General features: G+C 39.1%; 18 protein-coding genes, 1 tRNA gene, 3 rRNA genes, 1 pseudogene, 1 riboswitch and 1 other annotated feature (1 of these 25 running past the window's edge). Of the genes and pseudogenes, 3 read left to right on the top strand and 20 right to left on the bottom strand.

From position 1 onward, the window contains the following. Nucleotides 1-40 (bottom strand) — a binding site (T-box leader); it reaches 161 nt to the left of the window's first position. A gap of 47 nt (nt 41-87) precedes the next feature. The 8 genes and pseudogenes from MKX45_RS00850 to ywfG all read right to left on the bottom strand — a co-directional run. Beyond that, nucleotides 88-744, bottom strand: a complete 657-nt coding sequence (locus MKX45_RS00850) for a FusB/FusC family EF-G-binding protein (RefSeq protein WP_057720867.1) — start codon at nt 742-744, stop codon at nt 88-90. Nucleotides 745-1161: 417 nt separating this feature from the next. Then, nucleotides 1162-1410: a DUF1912 family protein gene (locus MKX45_RS00855; protein WP_003132639.1), complete on the bottom strand. Its 249-nt coding sequence runs from the start codon at nt 1408-1410 to the stop codon at nt 1162-1164. 38 nt (nt 1411-1448) lie between these two features. Next, on the bottom strand, nt 1449-1793 hold the full coding sequence (locus MKX45_RS00860) for an MmcQ/YjbR family DNA-binding protein (RefSeq protein WP_057720866.1): 345 nt from the start codon (nt 1791-1793) through the stop codon (nt 1449-1451). Beyond that, nucleotides 1794-2303: a GNAT family N-acetyltransferase gene (locus tag MKX45_RS00865; RefSeq protein WP_057720865.1), complete on the bottom strand. Its 510-nt coding sequence runs from the start codon at nt 2301-2303 to the stop codon at nt 1794-1796. A 155-nt stretch (nt 2304-2458) separates the two neighbouring features. Further along, on the bottom strand, nt 2459-3166 hold the full coding sequence (locus tag MKX45_RS00870) for a B3/B4 domain-containing protein (protein ID WP_057720864.1): 708 nt from the start codon (nt 3164-3166) through the stop codon (nt 2459-2461). A 261-nt stretch (nt 3167-3427) separates the two neighbouring features. Continuing rightward, nucleotides 3428-4969: a 23S rRNA (uracil(1939)-C(5))-methyltransferase RlmD gene (gene rlmD, locus MKX45_RS00875; protein WP_003132635.1), complete on the bottom strand. Its 1542-nt coding sequence runs from the start codon at nt 4967-4969 to the stop codon at nt 3428-3430. A gap of 226 nt (nt 4970-5195) precedes the next feature. Further along, a complete protein-coding gene (locus tag MKX45_RS12525) occupies nt 5196-5966 on the bottom strand; it encodes a mucin-binding protein (protein WP_445667037.1) in 771 nt (256 codons plus the stop codon). Continuing rightward, nucleotides 5952-8519 (bottom strand): annotated as a pseudogene (gene ywfG / locus MKX45_RS00880) (LPXTG-anchored alpha-1,2-linked mannose-binding protein YwfG); the annotation flags it as partial. The pseudogene ywfG and the gene MKX45_RS12525, both read right to left, overlap by 15 nt. 286 nt (nt 8520-8805) lie before the next feature. Between ywfG and recX the strand changes: the two are divergent. Further along, nucleotides 8806-9615 (top strand): recombination regulator RecX, encoded by an 810-nt coding sequence (gene recX / locus MKX45_RS00885; RefSeq protein WP_057720863.1) that lies wholly within the window; start codon nt 8806-8808, stop codon nt 9613-9615. Nucleotides 9616-9718: 103 nt separating this feature from the next. Here the strand turns inward: recX and rrf are convergent. The 7 genes from rrf to gnd form a co-directional block, all read right to left on the bottom strand. Continuing rightward, nucleotides 9719-9834, bottom strand: a 5S ribosomal RNA gene (gene rrf / locus MKX45_RS00890). A gap of 83 nt (nt 9835-9917) precedes the next feature. Further along, nucleotides 9918-12818 (bottom strand): 23S ribosomal RNA (locus MKX45_RS00895). 138 nt (nt 12819-12956) lie between these two features. Beyond that, nucleotides 12957-13029 (bottom strand) — tRNA-Ala (locus MKX45_RS00900). A 93-nt stretch (nt 13030-13122) separates the two neighbouring features. Then, nucleotides 13123-14669, bottom strand: a 16S ribosomal RNA gene (locus MKX45_RS00905). Together the 16S, 23S and 5S rRNA genes with 1 tRNA gene alongside form the textbook arrangement of a ribosomal RNA operon. A gap of 316 nt (nt 14670-14985) precedes the next feature. Continuing rightward, complete coding sequence (locus MKX45_RS00910; RefSeq protein WP_015427203.1) at nt 14986-16401, bottom strand: gluconate:H+ symporter; 1416 nt, start codon at nt 16399-16401, stop codon at nt 14986-14988. Between the two features lie 133 nt (nt 16402-16534). Beyond that, a complete protein-coding gene (gene gntK / locus MKX45_RS00915; protein ID WP_128268094.1) occupies nt 16535-18046 on the bottom strand; it encodes a gluconokinase in 1512 nt (503 codons plus the stop codon). Between the two features lie 120 nt (nt 18047-18166). Next, nucleotides 18167-19072, bottom strand: coding sequence for a phosphogluconate dehydrogenase (NAD(+)-dependent, decarboxylating) (gene gnd / locus MKX45_RS00920; protein WP_057720931.1), 906 nt, complete (start codon nt 19070-19072; stop codon nt 18167-18169). Between the two features lie 363 nt (nt 19073-19435). Between gnd and MKX45_RS00925 the strand changes: the two genes are divergently transcribed. Both MKX45_RS00925 and MKX45_RS00930 read left to right on the top strand, forming a co-directional pair. Continuing rightward, nucleotides 19436-20284 (top strand): MurR/RpiR family transcriptional regulator, encoded by an 849-nt coding sequence (locus MKX45_RS00925; RefSeq protein WP_057720928.1) that lies wholly within the window; start codon nt 19436-19438, stop codon nt 20282-20284. A gap of 37 nt (nt 20285-20321) precedes the next feature. Next, complete coding sequence (locus MKX45_RS00930) at nt 20322-20630, top strand: DUF960 domain-containing protein (protein ID WP_010906371.1); 309 nt, start codon at nt 20322-20324, stop codon at nt 20628-20630. 81 nt (nt 20631-20711) lie between these two features. Here the strand turns inward: MKX45_RS00930 and MKX45_RS00935 are convergent, their stop codons facing one another. The 5 genes from MKX45_RS00935 to MKX45_RS00955 form a co-directional block, all read right to left on the bottom strand. After that, nucleotides 20712-21485 (bottom strand): metallophosphoesterase, encoded by a 774-nt coding sequence (locus MKX45_RS00935; RefSeq protein WP_057720927.1) that lies wholly within the window; start codon nt 21483-21485, stop codon nt 20712-20714. A 199-nt stretch (nt 21486-21684) separates the two neighbouring features. Continuing rightward, nucleotides 21685-21930: a 30S ribosomal protein S18 gene (gene rpsR, locus MKX45_RS00940; protein WP_003131952.1), complete on the bottom strand. Its 246-nt coding sequence runs from the start codon at nt 21928-21930 to the stop codon at nt 21685-21687. Nucleotides 21931-22103: 173 nt separating this feature from the next. Continuing rightward, entirely contained in the window at nt 22104-22604 is a 501-nt protein-coding gene (locus tag MKX45_RS00945; RefSeq protein WP_047207005.1) for a single-stranded DNA-binding protein, read from the bottom strand. A gap of 29 nt (nt 22605-22633) precedes the next feature. Continuing rightward, entirely contained in the window at nt 22634-22927 is a 294-nt protein-coding gene (gene rpsF, locus MKX45_RS00950) for a 30S ribosomal protein S6 (protein ID WP_003131954.1), read from the bottom strand. 191 nt (nt 22928-23118) lie between these two features. Then, complete coding sequence (locus MKX45_RS00955; protein ID WP_012898664.1) at nt 23119-23973, bottom strand: undecaprenyl-diphosphate phosphatase; 855 nt, start codon at nt 23971-23973, stop codon at nt 23119-23121. A gap of 182 nt (nt 23974-24155) precedes the next feature. Continuing rightward, nucleotides 24156-24338: riboswitch (Lysine riboswitch) on the top strand. Nucleotides 24339-24397 lie beyond the last annotated feature (59 nt).

Genomic DNA, 24397 nt, shown 5'->3' on the forward strand with positions numbered 1-24397 from the left:
TCTCTATAAGTCTTGCTTTATTACTCCTCGTCAACTTGTTTTTATTTTAGCAGAATTCTTGTTTTTTTACAAGATACTTCTAAATTTTTATTTTTCTTTAATGATTTCTAAAAAATGCTCCAAGCCTTCTTTGGCTTGAATTTGCTGATTACATTGTTCAGAATCTAAGCAAATATAGGTGCCATTTTTAGTATAAGTGCCGTCAGCACCTCTTTTTGTTGTCGCTAGAAATTGAGTGACAATACTTGTTTTTTGGCAAATGGCACAGATATTTTTCATACTGCCAGAGATACTGCCAGAGAAACCACGCCCGTCAGCGGTCAAAAGATATTTTCGGCCGCTTGAAACTTCATTCCAAGCAAAGTAAGTGACATCACGTAAATCCCATTGACTTGTCGCTGGAATTTTTAACTTTTTAACTTTTTTGAAAGCTTTTTTCATTTGAGCTTCGCTCGGTAAATGAAAAGCTTCGACTAAGGTTTTAAGTTCTGTCAGTAATTTTTCAGCTTGTTCTCTTGATAATTTAGGATTATCAATGGCTGATAAGTATTCTTGAATAGCAACTTTTACTGACAGATTATTTTCGCTGACAAGGCTGTCAGCATTTTCAGCGATTTGCAAAATTTCTGTGGCGACTTGGGCGTAAACTGCCTCAACTGTCGATTTATCATTGACAGAGTGATAGACATTGACGAGGTCAAAGGTCAGGTATTTAATTCGATTATATTCATATGGTTTTAACATTTTCTTATTCCTTAAGATGTGAACCCGACTGCTTTGAAGTTATGAAAATTGAGAAAATGCGGTTCTGTGCAAGGCACAAGTTCCATTTTCTCTATCCATGCCACTATGTGGCCTATGCTGTCCATTCGCTCTAAGCAACTAAAGTTGCAAGGCGAATCGCATTTTCACTCAACTTCAAGGAGGGTGAACTCAATTTGTTCTTATCCGCAAAGAAATAAGACTTTGCGGTAATCTAAGCGAGAGCTCTTACTCGCACTTGATTACCAACCATCTTCTTAAAATTCATTTGAATCTCCTTAAGATGTGAGCCCGACTGATTTGAAGTTATGAAAATTAGGAAAATGCGGTTCTGTGCAAAGCACAGGTTCCATTTTCTCTATTTTCACTCACTTCAAGGAGGGCGAACTCAATTATTAATTAAAATGTTTTTGTTCCAAAATCTGGAACGTCATGGAAATCTTTACCATTTTTGTAGTTTTCAAATTTTCCTTGCAAAAATTGGTATGCGTCTAAACGACTTTCATAACGAATAGCAGCTTCTTTCGCTTCTTTTTTACCGTCTTCTGTGGCAATTTTTTCAGCTGCTTTCATGGCAAGTTCAGAAATTTGAACTTGTTGGTCCACCCATTCTTGAAAATCTTTTAAAAAATTTTGTTCGTAAGTCATTTTTTCTCCTATTAAAATTCAGAGCTGTCGGCTCATCATTATCTTTTGGGTTTGATTAAATCATAGCTTTGCTCAACCATTTTGCAAACTTGCTCATCAACAACATCTCCACCAAGTAAAACATCGTTCCAATGCGTTTTATTCATGTGAAATGCTGGATTAATATCCACAAAGAAATCTCGCAATTCGATTGCGATTTCTGGCTTCTGCTTGATTGCGATATTGACTCGGCCTTCTCGCTCAGAAATATAAGCAAATGATTTTTTATTCTTTAAATGTCGCATCACTACCGTTGGCTGACCCTTCTCCATTTTGGCAAAGGGAGTATCTGCAAAAGTCGGCCCAAGAGACAAGCAAAAATCAATAAGTTCTTTTTTATTCATCTATTTATTAAGCTCCAATTGATAAGCAAAACGGTCACCTTCAAATTGAACAAGTCCTCGTTTTACAAAGCCTTCACGTTCAAAGACATGTTGCATCAATTTATTGACTGGGTGGGTATCTAGGCGAAAATCAGAGTATCCTTTAGATAACATCAAGGTAAAAATATTTGAAAATAGATATCTTGTCAAAGATTGTCCACGAAATTCGTTAGACAAAGCAATTCGATGAATGGTCACATAATCAAAATTTTGATTTGACCAAGCGCCGTCAGTAATTTGAGTATAAGCTGGTTCTTCACCTGTAATAATTGCACAATAACCGGCTATTTTATCATCAACTAGTAAGACATAGGCCTGTTCTTTCGCAAAATCCTCTTCAATATTAAAAACTGCTGGATAAGCATTTTGCCATTGGTCACTCCCGGAATCAGCCAAAAAAGTTCTTGCTTCTTCAATAATTTTCATAATTGAAAGCAAATCTTTCGGGCCTGCTTTTCTCATATAAATCATATAAAACCTCGGATTTTTTCCATTTTATCATAAAAATAATTAATGACAGAACCGTCAGATTTACTGACGGCTCTTTTTTATTGACAGTATCATCAACTTTCCTATCAAATCTCTTATTTGTCAGTAAATCTGATTTCTTTAGATGTCACAAAACGCTAGTCTAAAGAAATTTCTGGATTTTCTTTAGTGACTAGGAGTACCTGTGCTGTTCCTCCTAAATATTTTTCACTCAATTCAGCTAATTTTTGTGTTGCAGCATCTAGAACTTCACCGCGTTCAGGGTCAACAGATTCAATAATCAAAAAAGCATTTTTGGTTTGTTCTGTCAGCATCGTTCTTTGACCATCACGCCAATTCCATGAGCGACAAACTGCCCCTTCATCATCAAGATAGCAGATTTCACCAGGCAAAGCATTATCAGCTTCATCATCACCCAAAGCCAAGAAATGTTCGCCACCAACAGCTTTTGTCAAACGTAGATTTCCTGCAAAAGTATCAATATCCTCACCACCAGCAGGTAGCCCATAATTCAAGCTAATACTATTGTAAATATCAACCAAAGGATTAATCGAACCCACAGCTTTACCTTTATCTACTCGTTTAAGCAGATTTTCAATCGAACTTCTAGCCCCTTTTTTTGTTTTAAATTGTTGATAAGCCTTGCGCCAAACAGAGACTACAGAATTTTCACTAAAAACAGCCGCTTCTAAAAATTGCCCTGCATTTTCATTCGCCTCATCAAGATTTTTTTTGATTTCAGCACTTGATTCCATACTATTATCAATATTTTTAGCTAAAACAATTCCGATTTTTGTCTCAGGAAAAAGTTCCCAAAATTCAGGTTCAACAATAAATTTTTTCATAATTTTTTCTTACTTTTCTAATTTTAACTATAAAATTTACTGACGAAAATCTTGTCAGTAAAATACGACTGAATAAGGAGTATTTTATCTGTAGATAAAAGAATGACCAGCAAAGCTGAGCATTCTATCCATCGTCAGCGAGTGAACAACGGGCAGGTAAAACGTAATTAAAAGAATGAACAACTAAAATATCCATTTTGTCAGTAAATTTTCACTTAAACTTTAGCTACTAGCAACTAATAATTCTGTCAGCAAAATTTCTCAATATTTACCATATTTTTGCGGACGACGTCCACGTTTTTTACCCTTAGCAAAAGCTTCAGCTTTACGTTCTTCTTCCAAATGTTCAAATTTAACAATTTTCAAAGGTTCATCACGTTTTGTCAATTTAACAACTGCTTCAGTTCTTGCTGTATGTGGGAACATGTCCACTGATTGGATGTATTCTACTTTGTAATAATTGGCCAAAACGACTAAATCTTTTGCCAAAGTTGAAACGTTACAGCTGACATAAACCATTTTTTCCGGTGGGAATTTAGTAATTGTTTCAAGCAATGCATCATCAAGCCCCGTACGTGGTGGGTCAACAATCATTGCAGTTGCTCTATGACCAGATTTGTTCCAATTTGGAATAATTCGCTCAGCTTTACCAATTTCATAGTGGCAATTTTTAAGCCCCAAACGTTTGGCATTTTCACGCGCATCAAAAATTGATTCTGGTGTAATATCCATTCCATGAACCGATTTTACTTTTTTAGCCACCGCAAAACCAATCGTACCTACACCACAATATGCATCAATGACACGGTCATCTTTTTTAGGATTCAAAGCCTTAACTGCTTCACCATAAAGTACATTGGCTTGCTCAGAGTTCAATTGGTAGAAAGCACGAGGACTTAATTCAAATTCATAATCCAAAACGCCTTCGGTAATTGTTTCTTTTTCATTGAATAAAATTTGTGTGCGTTCGCCATAGATTTCACTGGTTTTTCTTGGGTGGAAATTGACCGCAACCGTCACGATTTCTTCAAATTCTTCTGTCAGTGCTGACAACATTTTATCAAATTTAACAAAAGAATTTTTTTGACGTTTTGAAGGTTCTTCACGTAATTCAGGCCAAACTTGTCCGTCCAAAATAATTGGTGTTGAAGTCACAAAAATAATTTGTACTTCACCTGTTTTTTGTGAGCGACGAACCATGACCGTACGAATTCCGCCGATTTTACGTTCATCATATACAGGTAAATCAAATTTTTCAATCAAACGGCAAATGTGATTGATAATTTCTTGGGTTTTGGGATCTTGAACCAAACAGTTATCTAGGTTAACCAAATGATGCGTTCCTTCTTGATAAAGTCCCGCAATCACTGTTCCGTCATTCAAACGACGCACTTGGAACTGCAATTTGTTACGATAACCAAGTGTATTTTCCATTCCCAAAGTTGCACGCAATTCATAATTACGCCAACCTGCTGGTTTATATTTTTCTAAGGCCTGACGCATAACATCACGCTTAAATTCCAATTGCATTGGATAAGAAAGATGCATGATGTGAGATTGACTCATTTCATGATAAGCTCTATCCTGTGGTTTCACACGGTTTGGTGATTTTTCAATAATCTTAACCAATTTTGCACGACTAAAATTTCTAGCATTTTCAGTAATTTCAACTAAAACTTCTTCACCTGGAAGTGCATAAGGAATAAAAACAAGTCGTCCTGAAATGACGCCAATTCCTTCCCCATTTATTCCCATTCGCTCGATTTCGAGTTGAAGTTTCTGTCCTATTTTTAAATTTATCATTCTTTAATTATTTTCCCTCTAGTTCGTCAATTAAATGACCATTTTCAATCCATTATAAAAAATCACTAATAAAGGATTGTGTGATACACTATTATAACATTTCACAATTTCTTTTTGTAGTCTTTTTCTACTTGAATCCTAAAAGATTTGAACTTATTTTTTCATCTATGAATATTACTCTCCAAATAAAAAGCCTGACACTGTCAGACCTTTTATTTTTCTTTAATTATTGTTTTTTACGTCTAAGTAAAAGAGTAAGTGGCGAAATAATCACTGCCATAATTCCCAGCAGAGTCAAAACAATTTGTGATTTTTGACTATCACCAGTACTTGGGAGAACATCTGTTGGCTTACTATCTTTTACAGCCTTAGCCGTAGGTGTTTTTGATTGATTATTAGACGGTTGACTTGGTTTATCTGGGTGAACTGGAGGAACGATAATTCCTGCAGGCACCTTATGATAAACGACAATTCTTTCAATGTCCGCTGTATCTACCGTAATTCCTGTCATTTCATCAATCTTAAGTTGACTTGCGATGTAATCTTTAATGATTGGCGAAAGAACTGCAGCAAATCTTCCACCATTATCAGCTGTCCAGTCACTATAAGTTTTCTCACCCGTCACTTTGTCAGTAGTGATTGTCCGACTAAAGACAATTGTTGCCTTATAGTTGTCAGCAGCCTTATCCCCATTATCATAAACATAATGAATGTCTTCATTAACTGATTTATTTTCCGTCTCAACTACTGTGCCATGTTTTAATCTCACAATATAATGTTGAGGGTCATCAGCAAATTTAGTTCCATCTTTTGGATAATCATTTGAAACTAACTCGTAACCTTTATCTGTATAAGATTTAATCGTGTCAGCCGTTGCATAGTCAGCTGGGTCGCCCGTTCCACCAGATAAATCTTTTGTAGTCAAAATTTTTCCAGTTGTTTCATCGATATAAATAACATCAATGGTTCCTTGATTTCGAGTGTAAGTTACTGTCACAGAAATATCTTCTGTATCTACCGTAATCCCTGTCATTTCAGAAACTTTAAGTTGATCAGCTGTATAGCCATCAATTACTGGAGAAGTTACTGACGCAAAACTATCACCGTTATCAGCTGTCCAATCACTATAAGTTTTCTCACCCGTCACTTTGTCAGTAGTGATTGTCTGACTAAAGACAACCGTAGCATTGTGGTCAGTAGCTGCTTCTCCCCCACCTTCATAAACATAATGAATCACTTGATTGACCGTTTTATTCTCAGTCACTTCTGTTAACCCGTGTTTTAATCTCACAATATAATGTTGAGGGTCATCAGCAAATTTAGTTCCATCTTCTGGATAATCATTTGAAACTAATTCGTAGCCTTTATCTGTATAAGATTTAATCATGTCAGCCGTTGTATAACCTGAATCATCTCCAGTTCCACCAGACAAATCTTTTTTACTTAAAGTCTGTCCCGTTGTTTCATCAATATAAGTAATATCAATAGTTCCTTGATTTCGAGTATAAGTTACTGTCACAGAAATGTCTTCTGTATCAGCAGTAATCCCTGTCATTTCAGAAACTTTAAGTTGATCAGCTGTATAACCGTCAATTACTGGAGAAGTTACTGACGCAAAACTATCACCGTTATCAGCAGTCCAATCACCGTATGTCTTATCATTCGTTACTCTGTCAGTAGTAATTGTCCGGCTAAAGTCAACCGTAGCATTGTGGTCAGTAGCTGCTTCACCTCCACCTTCATAAACATAATGAATCACTTGATTGACAGCTTTTTTATCAGTTGATTCTGTTAAGCCGTGTTTTAATTTTACTACATAGTGTTGTGGCTCATCCGTAAAGACTGTCCCCCCACTTGGGTAATCATCAGAAACTAATTCATAGCCTTTAGCTGTATATGACTTGATATCAGCAGCAGTTGTATAATTTGACGGATCATCCGTTCCACCAGATAAATCTTTTTTAGTCAAAACTTGACCAGTTGTTTCATCAATGTAAGTAACATCAATGGTTCCTTGGTTACGTTTATAAACGACCTTTTTCTGAATATCTGCTGAATTGGCTGTAATTCCACTTATTGCATCAATTTTTAATTGGTCAGCTGTCTCTCCTTTAATTGTTGGCGAAACTACTTCTCCAAAACTATCACCATTTTGTGCTTGCCAGTCCCCATAAGTCTTTTCACCAGTTACTTGATTGGTTGTCACACTTCTTGTAAAATTCAATGGTGGAGCATTATAATCATCTGCTGCCTTGCTTCCATCTTCATAAACATATTGAATTGTTTCATTGACTTGTTTTTGCTCAGAACTTACAACTAATTTTTGTTTCAAATTAACAACATAGTGTTGAGCTGTATCCGTAAAGACTGTACCACCACTTGGATAATTATCCGAAACCAATTCATAACCTGCATCTGTATAAGATTTAATGGTGTCAGTTGTTGTGTAATTAGAAGAATCACCTGTTCCACCAGATAAATCTTTTTTACTTAAAGTCTGTCCCGTTGTTTGGTCAATATAAGTAACATCGATGGTTCCTTGATTTCGAGTATAAACATAGTTTACAGTTTGGTCATTGGCAGCATAGTTCCCCGAAGTTGCTGCTCCGTTTGATGCCTTAAAGGCATAACCTGGAATAGTCTTTTGACTTGTCACATATGGAGTATCAATATCTCCACTTGTTGTTTCTGACGGAGCAATCGTCTTTCCTTGTTCATCCACATAATTAGCAATAACAGTACCTTGAGCTACCGTATAAGTAAAATTAACATTACGCAGTTGTTGCAAATTCATTTGGGCACCAGTTGAGGCCGCAATTGAGAAAGACATCGCCTGATTTGTTCCAACAAAAGAAGAAACATCTTGCGTCCAAGTTTGACCACCATAAGTAACTGACATTACCTTCGTCGCACCATTATAACTCATTGTAAAGTCAACAAAATTATTATTTGATGGTTGAGGAATACCTTTAGCACTAGCACTTATTGTTTTAGCCTGTCCATTCAAACCATCAACAAAGGCTCCAAAAGGCTTACCAGAGAAAGTAGATGGGTCGGGTGTAAAGCTTGTTTCTCCTACGCCATTATAGTAAGTATCCAGCTTAAAACCAAATGCTCCATTAACACCACCAATACCAGCAGCTCCACCCGGTGCTCCTACTACACTTGTATCACCAGGATGAAAAAGGAAACCAACACCATCAGCTCCACCATTTTGCTGTGATTTATTCCCTAAGTTGATTTGTCCAGTAAAAGTAAAGTTTTGCGACATATCAACTTTTGTTTTCAGAGTTACATTTCCCGCTTGATTTCCAAGGTCAGGTGTTAGAGTTTGAGTATAGGTAGTTAAATCATAATCAAATCCAGCAGCAGAACCATTTCTCTGAAAATAATTTAGAAAATCTTTTGGATAGACTGTTATATCCCTGGAAGTAGCAGCATAAACTCTCTGTATTTTAAAAGAGTCGGGGAGGTTTGTTAAAACAACCCCGCCACCTGCCAGAAGCGTTAAAGTTCCCATAGTTAAAAGAGCACTCGATTTTTTATTCATTTCTTCATCTCCGTCATATTTGTAGATTGTTTGTTATAATTTTACTACAAAAAGTGGAAGATATCGGATATTTTGTCTTGTAAATATTACATCATTTAAATCCTATTATTTTTAAAAATAATGAAAACTGTATAATACCAACGTTTAAACGGTATTTTTTAATAAGTTTACAGAAATAACCATCTTTTACAAACAGGTTTATAAACTACACTTTCATTTCACGTAATTGTTTTACTACACGATTCATAAGTGACAATTTTTAATTATTTTCGTATATAATATATACATGGGAAAAATCACTGCAATAAAAAAATTAAAACGACTTTACCGCGTCGATTTATCTGGATTTGATGAAGAAAAAATATATCTTTCTGAGGATACAATTGTTCACTTTTTTCTAAATGTTGATAAAGAGCTCGATGATGCAGATTTAGAAGAGATTCAATCTTATGACCAATTTGCTCAAGGAAAATCACTAGCACTCTACTACATTTCCTTTAAAATGAGGACAAGTTCGGAAGTAAGAAAATATCTTAGTGAACACGAAATTGACAATACTGACCAAATTGACGAGGTCATAAATGCTCTTACAAAAAACAATCTAATTAATGATAAAGCCTACGCTGAAAATTTTATTGAAGGAAAAATTTCAATGGGAAGTGCTGGCCCCTATCAAATTAAACAGAAATTAATAACAAAGGGTATTGATCCCCTAATCATTGACCATGCACTTTCTAACATTTATGATGAGGAAAAACAAATAGATGTTGCCTACAAACTTGCCGAAAAAACAGACAGAACTTATGGCCAAAGATTGACCCTAAAACAGCTGAAAGATAAAATTATTCAAAACCTAATGAATAAAGGTTTTACGTATTCTATCTCTTCAATTGCTCTAGAATCACTTGAATTAGAAACAGATGAAGAAAATGAGACCCAACTTCTCTACACAGCACTAGAAAAAGTTTCCAAACGCTACAGTAAAAACTATGAGGGGTACGAGCGAAAGCAAAAAGTTACGCAGGCTTTGGCTAGAAAAGGTTTTTCATATGATGATATTAGTAGCGCATTGCGTGATTATACATTTCCAGAATAAATAAAAAAAGGCCCGAAAGGTCTTTTTTTATTTATTCATACATCACATCTCTTGAATCTCGTTAGCGAGATAAAAAAAAGAGGAGCCTTAGCTCCTCCAGTTCACTTGGCCACTCGCCTATCTCCCAGGGGGCAACCCCCAAGTACTTCCGCCGTAGATGGACTTAACTTCTGTGTTCGACATGGGAACAGGTGTATCTCCATCGCAATGATGACCAAATCATTAAATGTTACCTTGAACATTCAAAACTAAATAACAATTCTTCTAACTTTTAAACCATAAGCATATTATATTTGACTCTTTTGGTAAAGTCCTCGAGCGATTAGTACTGGTCCGCTCCAAGTCTCGCAACTCTTCCACTTCCAGCCTATCTACCAGATCATCTCTCTGGGCTCTTAATTCTTACGAATGGGTAATCTCATCTTGAGGTGGGCTTCGCACTTAGATGCTTTCAGCGCTTATCCCTTCCCTACATAGCTATCCAGCCGTGCTCCTGGCGGAACAACTGGTACACCAGCGGTAAGTCCATCCCGGTCCTCTCGTACTAAGGACAGATCCTCTCAAATTACCTACGCCCGCGACGGATAGGGACCGAACTGTCTCACGACGTTCTGAACCCAGCTCGCGTGCCGCTTTAATGGGCGAACAGCCCAACCCTTGGGACCGACTACAGCCCCAGGATGCGACGAGCCGACATCGAGGTGCCAAACCTCCCCGTCGATGTGAACTCTTGGGGGAGATAAGCCTGTTATCCCCAGGGTAGCTTTTATCCGTTGAGCGATGGCCCTTCCATGCGGTACCACCGGATCACTAAGTCCTAGTTTCCTACCTGCTCGAGTTGTAGCTCTCGCAGTCAAGCTGGCTTTTACCTTTACACTCTACGATTGATTTCCAACCAATCTGAGCCAACCTTTGAGCGCCTCCGTTACTCTTTAGGAGGCGACCGCCCCAGTCAAACTGTCCGTCAGACACTGTCTCCCTGGCCGATTATGCCAGCGGGTTAGAGTAACCATAAGTCAAGGGTAGTATCCCAACAACGCCTCAATAGAAACTAGCGTCCCTATTTCAATGGCTCCTACCTATCCTGTACATGACTTACAGGTACTCAATATCAAACTACAGTAAAGCTCCATGGGGTCTTTCCGTCCTGTCGCGGGTAACCTGCATCTTCACAGGTACTAAAATTTCACCGAGTCTCTCGTTGAGACAGTGCCCAAATCATTACGCCTTTCGTGCGGGTCGGAACTTACCCGACAAGGAATTTCGCTACCTTAGGACCGTTATAGTTACGGCCGCCGTTTACTGGGGCTTCAATTCATACCTTCGACTTACGTCTAAGCACTCCTCTTAACCTTCCAGCACCGGGCAGGCGTCACCCCCTATACATCACCTTGCGGTTTAGCAGAGAGCTGTGTTTTTGATAAACAGTTGCTTGGGCCTATTCACTGCGGCTGGCTTTTACACCAGCACCCCTTCTCCCGAAGTTACGGGGCTATTTTGCCGAGTTCCTTAACGAGAGTTCTCTCGATCACCTGAGGCTACTCGCCTCGACTACCTGTGTCGGTTTGCGGTACGGGTAGATATGACTTTACGCTAGAAGCTTTTCTTGGCAGTGTGACATCAGAGAGTTCGCAACCGTAGTTGCTTCCCCATCACAGCTCAATGTTAAAGAGAAATGCATTTGACACATCTCACACCTCACTGCTTAGACCAGAATCCATTAACTGGCATCTCTTAGCCTACTGCGTCCCTCCATCACGATCATATCTAGTACTGGAATATCAACCAGTTGTCCATCGACTACGCCTTTCGGCCTCGCCTTAGGTCCCGACTAACCCAGGGCGGACGAGCCTTCCCCTGGAAACCTTAGTCTTACGGTGGATAAGATTCTCACTTATCTTGCGCTACTCATACCGGCATTCTCACTTCTTAACGCTCCAGCACTCCTCACGGTATACCTTCATCGCGGTTAAGAACGCTCTCCTACCATTGATAAAATATCAATCCAAAGCTTCGGTAATATGTTTAGCCCCGGTACATTTTCGGCGCAGGGTCACTCGACTAGTGAGCTATTACGCACTCTTTGAATGATAGCTGCTTCTGAGCTAACATCCTAGTTGTCTATGCAACCCCACATCCTTTTCCACTTAACATATATTTTGGGACCTTAGCTGTTGGTCTGGGCTGTTTCCCTTTCGACTACGGATCTTAGCACTCGCAGTCTGACTGCCGAACATGTGTATTAGCATTCGGAGTTTATCTGAGATTGGTAATCCTAGACGGACCCCTCACCCAAACAGTGCTCTACCTCCAATACACTTACATTTCGACGCTAGCCCTAAAGCTATTTCGGAGAGAACCAGCTATCTCCCAGTTCGTTTGGAATTTCTCCGCTATCCACAAGTCATCCAAACACTTTTCAACGTGTCCTGGTTCGGGCCTCCAGTGCGTCTTACCACACCTTCACCCTGCTCATGGATAGGTCACTAGGTTTCGGGTCTACATCATGATACTAAGTCGCCCTATTCAGACTCGGTTTCCCTACGGCTCCGTCTCTTCAACTTAACCTCGCATCATAACGTAACTCGCCGGTTCATTCTACAAAAGGCACGCTCTCACCCATTAACGGGCTCGAACTTCTTGTAGGCACACGGTTTCAGGTGCTATTTCACTCCCCTCTCGGGGTTCTTTTCACCTTTCCCTCACGGTACTGGTTCACTATCGGTCACTAAGGAGTATTTAGGGTTGGGAGATGGTCCTCCCGGATTCAAACTGGATTTCGCGTGTCCAGCCCTACTCAGGATACTGCTAGGTATAAGCGCTATTTCGTCTACGGGATTATTACCCTCTTTGATTAACCTTCCCAGGTTATTCGACTATAATGCTTAAGTCCACGTTGCAGTCCTACAACCCCAAGAAGCAAGCTTCTTGGTTTGCCCTTCTTCGCGTTCGCTCGCCGCTACTTACGAAATCGTTTTTACTTTCTCTTCCTGCAGGTACTTAGATGTTTCAGTTCTCTGCGTTACCTTTACATGAGCTATGTATTCACTCATGAATAACTGCTAGTAGCAGCTGGGTTTCCCCATTCGGAGACCTAGGGATCAATGCGTACTTACTGCTCCCCCTAGAATATCGTCGTTAGTCACGTCCTTCATCGGCTCTTAGTGCCAAGGCATCCACCGTGCGCCCTTATTAACTTTGCCATGATGATTTATAATCATCGTTTTTCAAGTATAAGTTTGTAAATTCTTTAAAATTCACAGCTTTTGGTTTATTTATCGTTATTAGATATTGTTATTTAGTTTTCAATGTTCAAGTGATTTTAACGTCTTGTCTGACAATGGAGCCTAGCGGGATCGAACCGCTGACCTCCTGCGTGCAAAGCAGGCGCTCTCCCAGCTGAGCTAAGGCCCCACAATCAAGAAGTTGATTCTTGCTTAGGTTTATGACTAAACCCCTCAAAACTGAATAAAGTTGAATGCTCACGTCTTTGTATATATTCCTTAGAAAGGAGGTGATCCAGCCGCACCTTCCGATACGGCTACCTTGTTACGACTTCACCCCAGTCATCGGTCTTACCTTAGGAAGCGCCCTCCTTGCGGTTAGGCAACCTACTTCGGGTACTCCCAACTCCCGTGGTGTGACGGGCGGTGTGTACAAGGCCCGGGAACGTATTCACCGCGGCGTGCTGATCCGCGATTACTAGCGATTCCGACTTCATGTAGGCGAGTTGCAGCCTACAATCCGAACTGAGAATGGTTTTAAGAGATTAGCTAAACATCACTGTCTCGCGACTCGTTGTACCATCCATTGTAGCACGTGTGTAGCCCAGGTCATAAGGGGCATGATGATTTGACGTCATCCCCACCTTCCTCCGGTTTATCACCGGCAGTCTCGTTAGAGTGCCCAACTTAATGATGGCAACTAACAATAGGGGTTGCGCTCGTTGCGGGACTTAACCCAACATCTCACGACACGAGCTGACGACAACCATGCACCACCTGTATCCCGTGTCCCGAAGGAACTTCCTATCTCTAGGAATAGCACGAGTATGTCAAGACCTGGTAAGGTTCTTCGCGTTGCTTCGAATTAAACCACATGCTCCACCGCTTGTGCGGGCCCCCGTCAATTCCTTTGAGTTTCAACCTTGCGGTCGTACTCCCCAGGCGGAGTGCTTATTGCGTTAGCTGCGATACAGAGAACTTATAGCTCCCTACATCTAGCACTCATCGTTTACGGCGTGGACTACCAGGGTATCTAATCCTGTTTGCTCCCCACGCTTTCGAGCCTCAGTGTCAGTTACAGGCCAGAGAGCCGCTTTCGCCACCGGTGTTCCTCCATATATCTACGCATTTCACCGCTACACATGGAATTCCACTCTCCTCTCCTGCACTCAAGTCTACCAGTTTCCAATGCATACAATGGTTGAGCCACTGCCTTTTACACCAGACTTAATAAACCACCTGCGCTCGCTTTACGCCCAATAAATCCGGACAACGCTCGGGACCTACGTATTACCGCGGCTGCTGGCACGTAGTTAGCCGTCCCTTTCTGGGTAGTTACCGTCACTTGATGAGCTTTCCACTCTCACCAACGTTCTTCTCTACCAACAGAGTTTTACGATCCGAAAACCTTCTTCACTCACGCGGCGTTGCTCGGTCAGACTTTCGTCCATTGCCGAAGATTCCCTACTGCTGCCTCCCGTAGGAGTTTGGGCCGTGTCTCAGTCCCAATGTGGCCGATCACCCTCTCAGGTCGGCTATGTATCATCGCCTTGGTGAGCCTTTACCTCACCAACTAGCTAATACAACGCGGGATCATCTTTGAGTGATGCAATTGCATCTTTCAAACTTAAAACTTGTGTTTAAAGTTTTTATGCGGTATTAGCATTCGTTTCCAAATGTTGTCCCCCGCTCAAAGGCAGATTCCCCACGCGTTACTCACCCGTTCGCTGCTCATCCAGTTGGTACAAGTACCAACCTTCAGCGCTCAACTTGCATGTATTAGGCACGCCGCCAGCGTTCGTCCTGAGCCAGGATCAAACTCTCAAATAAAGTATTTAAGTCACCGAAGTGACTGGCTTGTCTTTCATTATTGATTGACAGATTTTTGATGTATCTTACTACATCACATGAGTCATTCTTCTTTATTCAGTTTTCAATGGTCTAGCTTATCGCTTCAAGACCCTCGTCTCTTGCGACAACTATTATATTCTATCAAACCTACCTAATCTTGTCAAGAATTAACTGTGGCTTTTACGACTTTTTTTATCTTACGTTCGCTTTTTCCCTCTCCTGTATTCGCTTTATTTCTTGCCACCACTAGCTTTGGCAAATTAAAAAAATTAGTCAAAATTGACTTATTTTTTTATTAATGTACCCAGATACTCATCAACATGACCATTCCTAAACCTACAACTGCGATAATCGTTTCTAGTACTGTCCAAGTTTTTAATGTTTGTTTGACATCTAAATCAAAGTATTCTTTAAACATCCAGAATCCTGCATCGTTAACATGAGATGCGGCAATTGAACCTGCCCCTATTGCCAAAACCATTAGTGCGGCTGTATTTGGAGAAGCTGATGCAAGCATTGGTTGAACTAAACCTGCTGCTGTTAAAGCGGCCACGGTTGCAGAACCTAGGGCTACACGTAGAATGACGGTAATAATCCAAGCAAGCAACAATGGCGAAAGTGGTGAATCTTTAAACATATTGGCGATTTGGACTGATATCCCTCCATCAATAAGAATTTGTTTAAGGGCTGCTCCACCACCGATAACTAACAAAAGCATCGCAATTGACTTAACTGAATCTGCAATTGATACTGCAATTTCTGAATTTTTCTTACGTTGCATCCAACCCATAGTAACTAAGGCAAATAGTAGTGAAATAATCATCGCCGATACGGGATTACCAATAAACATCATCACATTTTCAACAAAACTTGATGGGTAAGTAGTGGTCGTTACTACCTTCCCTGCTTTCATTGCACTTGTTGTTACTGCGGCAAAGGGTTTCCCATCATTAGTCGCGATAGAATAAATGGTGCTGATTGCCATTAAGATTACTGGCATTAATGCTGTCAAGATAGAAATTCCAAATCCTGGAGTTTCTTCTAATTTCCATTCTTTGATTTCACCAAAGGCGGATAGTTTATTTTTTACAACAAAGGCCTCTGGGACCCATTTTTTAGCAATTTTTGTGAAAACTGGGCCTGCGATAATGACTGTTGGAATTGCTGCAATAATTCCGTAAAGGAGAACAGTTCCAGGATTTGCGCCTAGTACACCGGCAATTGCAATTGGTGCTGGATGGGGAGGTAAGAATCCGTGAGTTACTGAAAGTCCTGCTGCCATTGGAATTCCGAGGTAAATCAAGGGAACACTTGCTTCTAAGGCGACGGCAAAGACAATCGGAATCAAGAGAACCATCCCAACTTCAAAGAAGAGGGCAATCCCAATAATAAAGCTGGCAACCATAATTGCCCATTGAATTCTTTTTTTACCAAAACTGTTAATAAGCGTTTTTGAGATACGATAGGCTCCACCAGCATCAGCAATTAGTCTTCCAAGCATTGCTCCAAAACCAAAAACGATTGCTAACTCTCCTAATGAGCCTCCGATTCCGTTTTGGATTGAAACAGGGATTTGACCGAGTGGCATTCCAAGTCCTAACCCAACTAAAACCGCTACGACAATCAAGGACACAAAAGTGTTAATTTTAAATTTGATAATCATCAGGAGGAGGATTAAGACCCCAATTAAAAGTACAAGTAAATCAATCATATATTTTTTCCTTTCAAAAAATATTGAATATACTGTGTAAGCACGATTGCTGGCGCTTACAATTTGCTTTTAAAAATTAACTCAATACTTTTTTGTGATATGTGGAAGTATTGAGTCTTTAAAGAATATAAGTTTATTTTTCTTCTTTAAATTTTCTTTGGAAATTGGCAATATTTTCATATTCTGCCAAGAGAGAGCGAGAAAGTCGGATAAATATTGGACTAATTTCTCGGTAAATTTCGAAATTTTTTGGATTGGGTTGGTAGGTTTCGTTTGTTCCTACCATCGTTTCGATTTCGCTGATATCTTCAATTAGGCCGAGGGCTTTTTCAGCCATAATAATGGCGGCTAAACAGCCAGCTTCTCGGCTCTCTGGCACATTGATTGGTTGTTCAAAAATATCTGCTAGAATTTGTGTCCAGAGTTCAGAGCTTGTAAATCCTCCTGTCGCTTGAATCATATTTAGGTCACCTACTACTTCAACAAGGCTAAGCGCAACCATATAAATATTGAAGATAACCCCTTCAAGAACAGATCTGGCCATATGACTACGATTATGTCCGTAGTTTAGGCCAAAAAATGAACCTCTGGCATTGGCATCCCAAATCGGTGCTCGCTCGCCTCCAAGATAGGGGTGGAAAAGCAATCCATCAGCGCCCGGGGAAATGTTTGCTGCAAGTTCCGTGACTTCATCAAAAGAAATTTTTCCATCAAAAATTTGGTCACGAGCCCAACGGAAAACATCTCCACCAGAGTTTACGGGACCACCGACTACCCAATGCTCTTTGTCTAATGCATAGGTAAATGTGCGTCCTTTTTCATCTGTTTTAGGTTTGTCAGTAACTACTCGAATCGCACCAGATGTTCCAATTGTGATGGCTGCAACACCCGGTTTAATCGCATTTACTCCTAAATTTGACAACGGACCATCGGCTGCACCCCAAATAAATTTGGTGCTGCTTTGAATTCCCATTTTCTTGGCATATTCGTGAGGAAGGTTTTCTTCTATCTCATAGGGTTCTACTACTTTAGGCAATTGACTTTCTTTGATCCCAGTCATCTCTAGTGCTTCTTTATCCCAATGAAGTTCAAATATATTGAAGATACCTGTACCTGTTGCGGTTGATAAATCCATTTTATTTGTTCCAAAAAGTCGTTGGAAAATGTATCCTTTAAGTTCCAAATAGTGGGCTGCTTTTTGATAAATGTCTGGATGTTCAGCTTCTAACCAGATAAATTTAGATAAAGGAGCCATTGGATGAAGAGGCGTTCCGGTTCTTCGATAAATATCAAAACCATTTTTAGAGGCTTTAATTTGTTCGGTGTATTTTACTGCTCTTGTATCAGCCCAAGTGATTAATCTTGTAAGTGGCTGCCAATTTTCGTCAAAAGCAATTAGTGAGTGCATTTGTGTACTAAATGAAACGGCTAAAAGTTCGTCTTCATCTTCTAAGTTAATTGAAACTTCCCTGATTGTCACTAAAACTGCTTCAAAAATTTCTTCAAGAGATTCTTCTGCCATCCCACTAGCATCACGATAGAGGGGATAGGCTTGGCTACTACTTGCAACTATTTTTCCATTTTTCTCAAAAAGCACTGCCTTAGTTGCTGTGGTTCCTAAATCGACGCCTATTAAATATTGCATTTAGGCTCCTTTTCTTCTATATATTTACTGACAGACTTTAAAATTCTTTCATCATCAGTAGTTTTTTACTGACAGAAGTTTTTTGTCCTAGTTAGCTTACGCTTCTCATCTGTCAGTAAATTATTTTTGTTCTACGTCATGTCCGCCAAAGCCATTGCGCAAAGCGGCAACTACTTTTCCGGTCATGGTATCTTCTTGTAATGAGCGTTGACGCATCATTAGTGACAAGGCAATAACTGGGGCAGGAACGCCTAAGTTCAAGCTTTCTTCAACGGTCCATTTTCCTTCTCCTGAAGATTGAACATGACCGATAATTTGGTCTAGTTTAGGGTCTTTTGAAAATTGTTCTTGAGCAAGCTCCATCAACCAGCTTCGGATTACTGAACCATGATTCCATAATTTTGCAACGGATTCATAGTCATAATCAAATGGTGACTCTTCTAAAATTTCAAATCCTTCAGCAATCGCTTGCATCATCCCATATTCAATTCCATTATGAATCATTTTCAAGTAATGACCACTGCCAAGTTTCCCTGTATAGAGGTAGCCATCTTCCATTGAGATTGCTTTGAAGATTGGTTCTATGATTGTCCAAGATTTTTCATCATCTCCACCAATCATAAAATTCCCGCCTTGACGAGCTCCAGCCATTCCACCAGAGGTTCCAACATCAAAAAATTTAATTCCTTTTTCTGTCAGTAATTTATTTTGTTCTAAATTATCTTTGTAATTAGAATTTCCACCGTCTATCAGAATATCTCCAGCTGACAACTTTTCAGAGAGCATTTCAATCGTTGAATTTGTAGGAGTTCCTGCCGGAAGCATCAACCAAACAATTTTGCTTGCTGGCAATTCTGTCAGTAAATTTTCAATTGTGCTGACAGCGGTAATTTTGTCTGAGTAATCCTTAGCTTCCTCTACCGCTTTTGTATTTAGATCGTAAGCAACAACTTCAATCTCATGGTCAACGGCATTTTTCACAAGATTCATTCCCATTTTCCCTAAACCAATCATACCAAATTTCATCATTTTTTCCTCCGTGGCATCGCTTTCATTTTATAACTTTAGTATAAGTAATTTTTTTCATTTGTCAACAATATTTTTTGTAAAATATTTTCTGATTTGTCAAAAAAATTTCAAGTTAGGAGTTTGGAATTTTTGAGAAATCGAGAAATCTTGAGTATCACTACTTATAACACGCTATAGCGAACTCCCTAGATACCTTATTACTCCGCTCTAGGTGTAACAACTAGCATATCTGTAAGTCAGTAAACTGATAACAGCTATCCTACGCATCGTTCGGTCCCAATAAAATGATAGCCAGTACATGAAACATTGTTTCGTGTTACTGGCTATGATATAATGTAGTCAATTAGAAGGAGGCTTGATATGTCGCGTACTTTAATCAGCCGAATCCGAAGTTATTATGATAACCTCAGTAAATCAGATCAGGCAATTTCTGACTATTTAATTGCGAATATTGATAGTGCAGCGAGGCTTTCAATTCAGGAATTTGCTCAAAAAACTCATGTCTCTACGGCTACAATTTCCAGATTTTCTAAAAAAATCGGCTTTAATTCCTTCCAAGAATTAAAACTCGCCATTCATGCCACTGACTCGACACGAAATGATGAATTTTTTAGCGAACTTTCACCAACTGACGATTACAAAGAAATACTGACAAAAAACTTCAACGGCAATATTTCATCATTAAATTCTACATTAAACCTTATCACTAACAGACAACTTGACCAAACCATGGAAATTTTGCTCAATGCCAGCACTTGCGGTTTTTTTGGTTTGGGTGGTTCAAACGCTGTTGCATTGATTGCTTTTCATAAATTTTTGAGAATGCCTTTGCACTGCGTTTATCATCAGGATTTTCATTTTCAACAAATGCAAGCTGCAAAATTAACGAGCGACGATTGTGCTTTTGTTATTTCACATACAGGAAAAAACAGAGATACAATGCACTTGGTTGAAATTTTGAAGAGTCGCGGGGTTCCAATTATTGCATTGACTTCTTTTGCGAGTTCACCTTTAGCCAAAGTGGCCGATGTTGCGCTAATTTCAATTTCCGAAGAAATTTCATTTCGACCTGAAGCCGTTGCTTCCACAGTTTCTCAAATTAGTTTGCTTGATGCCTTGTTTATGATGTACGGAATGAAAATGAAAAATGTTTCTGAAGGGACTTTATCTGAAATCCGAAAAGTCATTCGAGATTCCCGTATTTCCTAGAATTTATCCATTTATCTTATAGAAAGGATGTGATTTTATGGCATTTTCTAACACTAGACGACGCTACGCAAGTTTTGATACTGTTGCGTCAATTCCCGGAGAAGTCATTGATGCCTTTTGGTTTATTATTGACCATCACCTCAAGGGCGTTTTTCCACTAGAAACAATTATCAACTTTGACTTGGTTAATTCGGGTAATTTACTTTCTATTCGTTTTTCTCAAGACAATAGTCCAACAACCATCCTCGTTGATTTTGGCTACCCTTTTAATCCTGAATGGCCTCTACACTACCGAGCCGTTGATAATATGGGACGCGAAACGATCATGACTGCAAGAGAAATGTAATGACAGAATTTTTAACAAAGCTGTCAGTAAATTTTTAAATAAAAAAATAAAAAAATCTGTCAAAATTACTGACAGATTTTTTTAGATGTAGTAATACACAATTTCTGGAGGCACCCCAAAACGAATAGGTAAGAAAGTCAAACCAATTCCACGATTAACATACAATTTTGTTCGGTCATTGAGCTGATACAAACCAGCATCAGCACTACTTGACCCCTTATTGCGTAAACGCCAATTTCCTATCCGAATTTGCCCTCCGTGACTATGACCAGAAAGAATTAAATCAAATTCCTTAATTGTTTCCATGTCTAAAATAGTATCCGGTTCGTGAAGGGCTAAAAGCGAAAATGTTGCATCAATAGGCTCAAGTTCAAAATCAGGCCGTCCCTCCCGCCAGTCATCAACCCCAGAAATAGATAAATTCTCTTTGACAACTGATGAATTTTTCAACAGAACAAAACCAGCTTTTTCTAGAAACTCTTCAACAAACCTTGACGATTTTTCATCATCAAAATCATGATTACCAAGTATCGCAAATTTCCCAAGAGGAGCTTTAAGTTCTGACAATATCGTCAGTAAATCAGTCCAATCTCGATTTTTTGCCCAAGCAACCTTATCAAATAAATCTCCAGAAAAAATAATTAAATCTGGCTGTTCATTAGCAATATTTCGAGCAAATTTTTTAAAACGACGACTAGTCGTGTGCCAAGCAAAGTGGGTATCGGTAAAATGAGCAATTTTTAAATTTTGTTTTTGAGCGATTTTTACATGTCTCACTTTCATCAAATGAGGCTCTATAAAAATTCCATAAATTAACAAACTTAAGAGCACTGCTCCTATTATCAATTCAATCATTTGTCCATTTTATCATAAATTCACTGACAAAAACATAGTATTAATCAAAAATACTTGATGAAGTTATCAATCTATTCTCTTTTTCTGACAAATTTCTGGTCAGTAAATTCGGACGAAACCGAGCATTCTGTCAGTAAATATCAACTCTATTTGTCAAATTTTTATACAAAAAAAGACTACCGAAGCAGCCTTTCATTTATTAGTTTTGGTCTTCAGCTACGAATGGAAGCAAAGCCATTACGCGCGCGCGTTTGATTGCGTTAACCACTTTACGTTGGTTTTTAGCAGATGTACCAGTCACGCGACGTGGCAAGATTTTACCACGTTCTGAGATGAAACGTTTCAAAAGTTCAGTGTCTTTGTAGTCAACGACTTCGATTTTGTTTGCAGCGATGAAGTCAACTTTTTTACGGCGTTTGAAGCCGCCACGACGTTGTTGTGCCATTTTATTTCTCCTTATATTATTTTTAGATGTCTGTTTAAAGTTTCCTTAGGATTACGACGTTATTATGAAAAGCCGATTCTGCTTTTCATAATAACTAGTAAGAGGGTTAGGAAATCCGCCATAGCGGTTTCCGTGAAATAATTAGGCGCTTTAGCGTCAATTATTTTACCCTATTAGAATGGAAGGTCATCATCCGAAATTTCCATCGGTGAGCTACCAAACGGATCAGCATCACGACCGAAATTCGGTGTTGCATTATTGTTATTCGTTTGTGGACGTGGAGTATTATTTGTAGATTGGCTAGGTGCAGAATATGAACCAGCAGAAGCTCCGCCTCCCATACCTTCACGAGCAGATCTACTTTCCAACATTTGGAAACTGTCAGCCACAACCTCAGTCACATAAACGCGTTGACCTTGTTGATTTTCATAGTTACGTGTTTGAATTCGACCAGTTACCCCAATCAAAGCTCCTTTTTTAGCCCAATTCGCCAAATTCTCAGCTTGTTGGCGCCAAATAACGCAGTTAATGAAATCAGCCTCACGTTCGCCATTCGCATTTTTAAATTGACGGTTTACAGCCAATGAAAATGTTGCGACAGCTTGATTTTGAGGGGTGTATCGAAGTTCAGGATCGCGAGTAATGCGTCCTACTAATACAACATTGTTAATCATGATGAACTTCTCCTTAGAAATGAAAGCTCTTAAGCTTCAACTTTAACGATCATATGACGAAGAATGTCAAGGTTGATCTTAGCAAGACGGTCAAATTCGCTCAAAGCTTCTGAAGTTGTTTCAGCTTCAAAAGTTGCGATGTGGTAGATACCTTCGCGGAAATCATTGATTTCGTAAGCAAGTTTACGTTTTTCCCAGTCTTTAGACTCAAGATTTGCAGCACCGTTGTCAGTCAAGATTCCATCGAAACGTTCAACGAGGGCAGCTTTTGCTTCTTCATCAATGTTTGGGCGAATAATATAAAGAATTTCGTATTTAGTCATTGATTTTTCCTCCTTTTGGACTAATGACGCAGGTTGAGTCCTGCGTAAGTTGTGAGTTTTTCCCACAGAGTTATATTCTATCACTTTTTTCTATTTTTAGCAAGAATACATTTAAACTTTCCCTCAGCAAAGAGAACTATTTTAAAATAAAAAATACCAACTAAAGAGAGTTGGCATAATTTATCTCATTCTCAGCCCAAAAAGGCTTTAAACATTGCATAAATAAGAAGGATAATCCCTAACACAATCCGATATTTCCCAAAGAAAGTAAAATCGTGTTTTTTCACATAATCGGTCAAGAACTTGATGGCAACCATTGATACCCCAAAGGCAACTATACAAGCTACTAACAAGACCCCAAATTGTTCAAAACTTAAAGAATTCCCATTTTTGAAAAAGTGAAGTATTTTGATGAAACTAGCTCCAAACATAACTGGAATACCCAAGAAAAAGGTAAATTCTGCGGCAACTTCACGACTTACACCAATTAATAAAGCACCGACAATTGTCGCACCTGAACGCGATGTCCCTGGAAGTAAAGAAAGCACTTGGAATAATCCAATATAAAGAGCGGCACGATAAGGCAAACGGTCAATATTCATTACGGAAAATTCATGGTTTGGTACCCACCGACGCTCAATGACAATAAATGCTACCCCATAAATAATTAACATGAAGGCAACAGGAACAAAATGGTAAAAATGTTTGTCCAACCAGTCATTAAGTGGTAAACCAATAATCGCTGCTGGTAAAGCCGCAATCAAAACTTTCAACCACAAACGCCAAGTTAATTGAATTTCACGTGGTGTTTTTTGTTTGTCAGCTGGATTTAACTTATTAAATGGATTCAGTTTATGAAAATAAAGAACAACAACTGACAAAATTGCTCCTAGCTGAATCACAACATCAAACATTTCTTTAAAAGCTGCTGATTGATTAAGACGAATAAATTCATCAGCGATAATCAAATGCCCTGTTGAGGAAATAGGTAACCACTCAGTGATTCCTTCAATAATACCTAAAATAATGGCACGAATAAAATCCATATTTTGCTCCTAGAAAATTTCAGTAAAAAGACTGATTTTTATTGACTGACATAGCAGTCCTATCCTCATAAGTATATCATAAATGACAAATGAATAAACTTACAAAGAAAGTGATTATTTGTAATTAATTTTACATTCTCTTCCTTGACATCATCTTAAAATTGCGCTAGAATTACAAATAACACATCGATAGAGGTCGCAACTGATATGAATCTACGCCGAGTTGGAGCACAACAAAGACGCGTATTTAGAGGAGGAGAGGTTGCCGAAAGAATTTTGTTGCTCAGCAAGGTTCTTGGGCTAGTGAGGAAAACTCACTAGACTGTCGCAAATGGTTAATAACCATGCGGAGGGCTATTCGTTCAAGAAAATTTTTAAAATTTTGTCGGACCTTTAGCAATCTATTCTATCTAGTAGGATTGCT

Origin of the sequence: Lactococcus sp. FSL W8-0209, from assembly GCF_038006585.1 — a bacterium.
Taxonomy (GTDB): Bacteria; Bacillota; Bacilli; order Lactobacillales; family Streptococcaceae; genus Lactococcus; species Lactococcus lactis.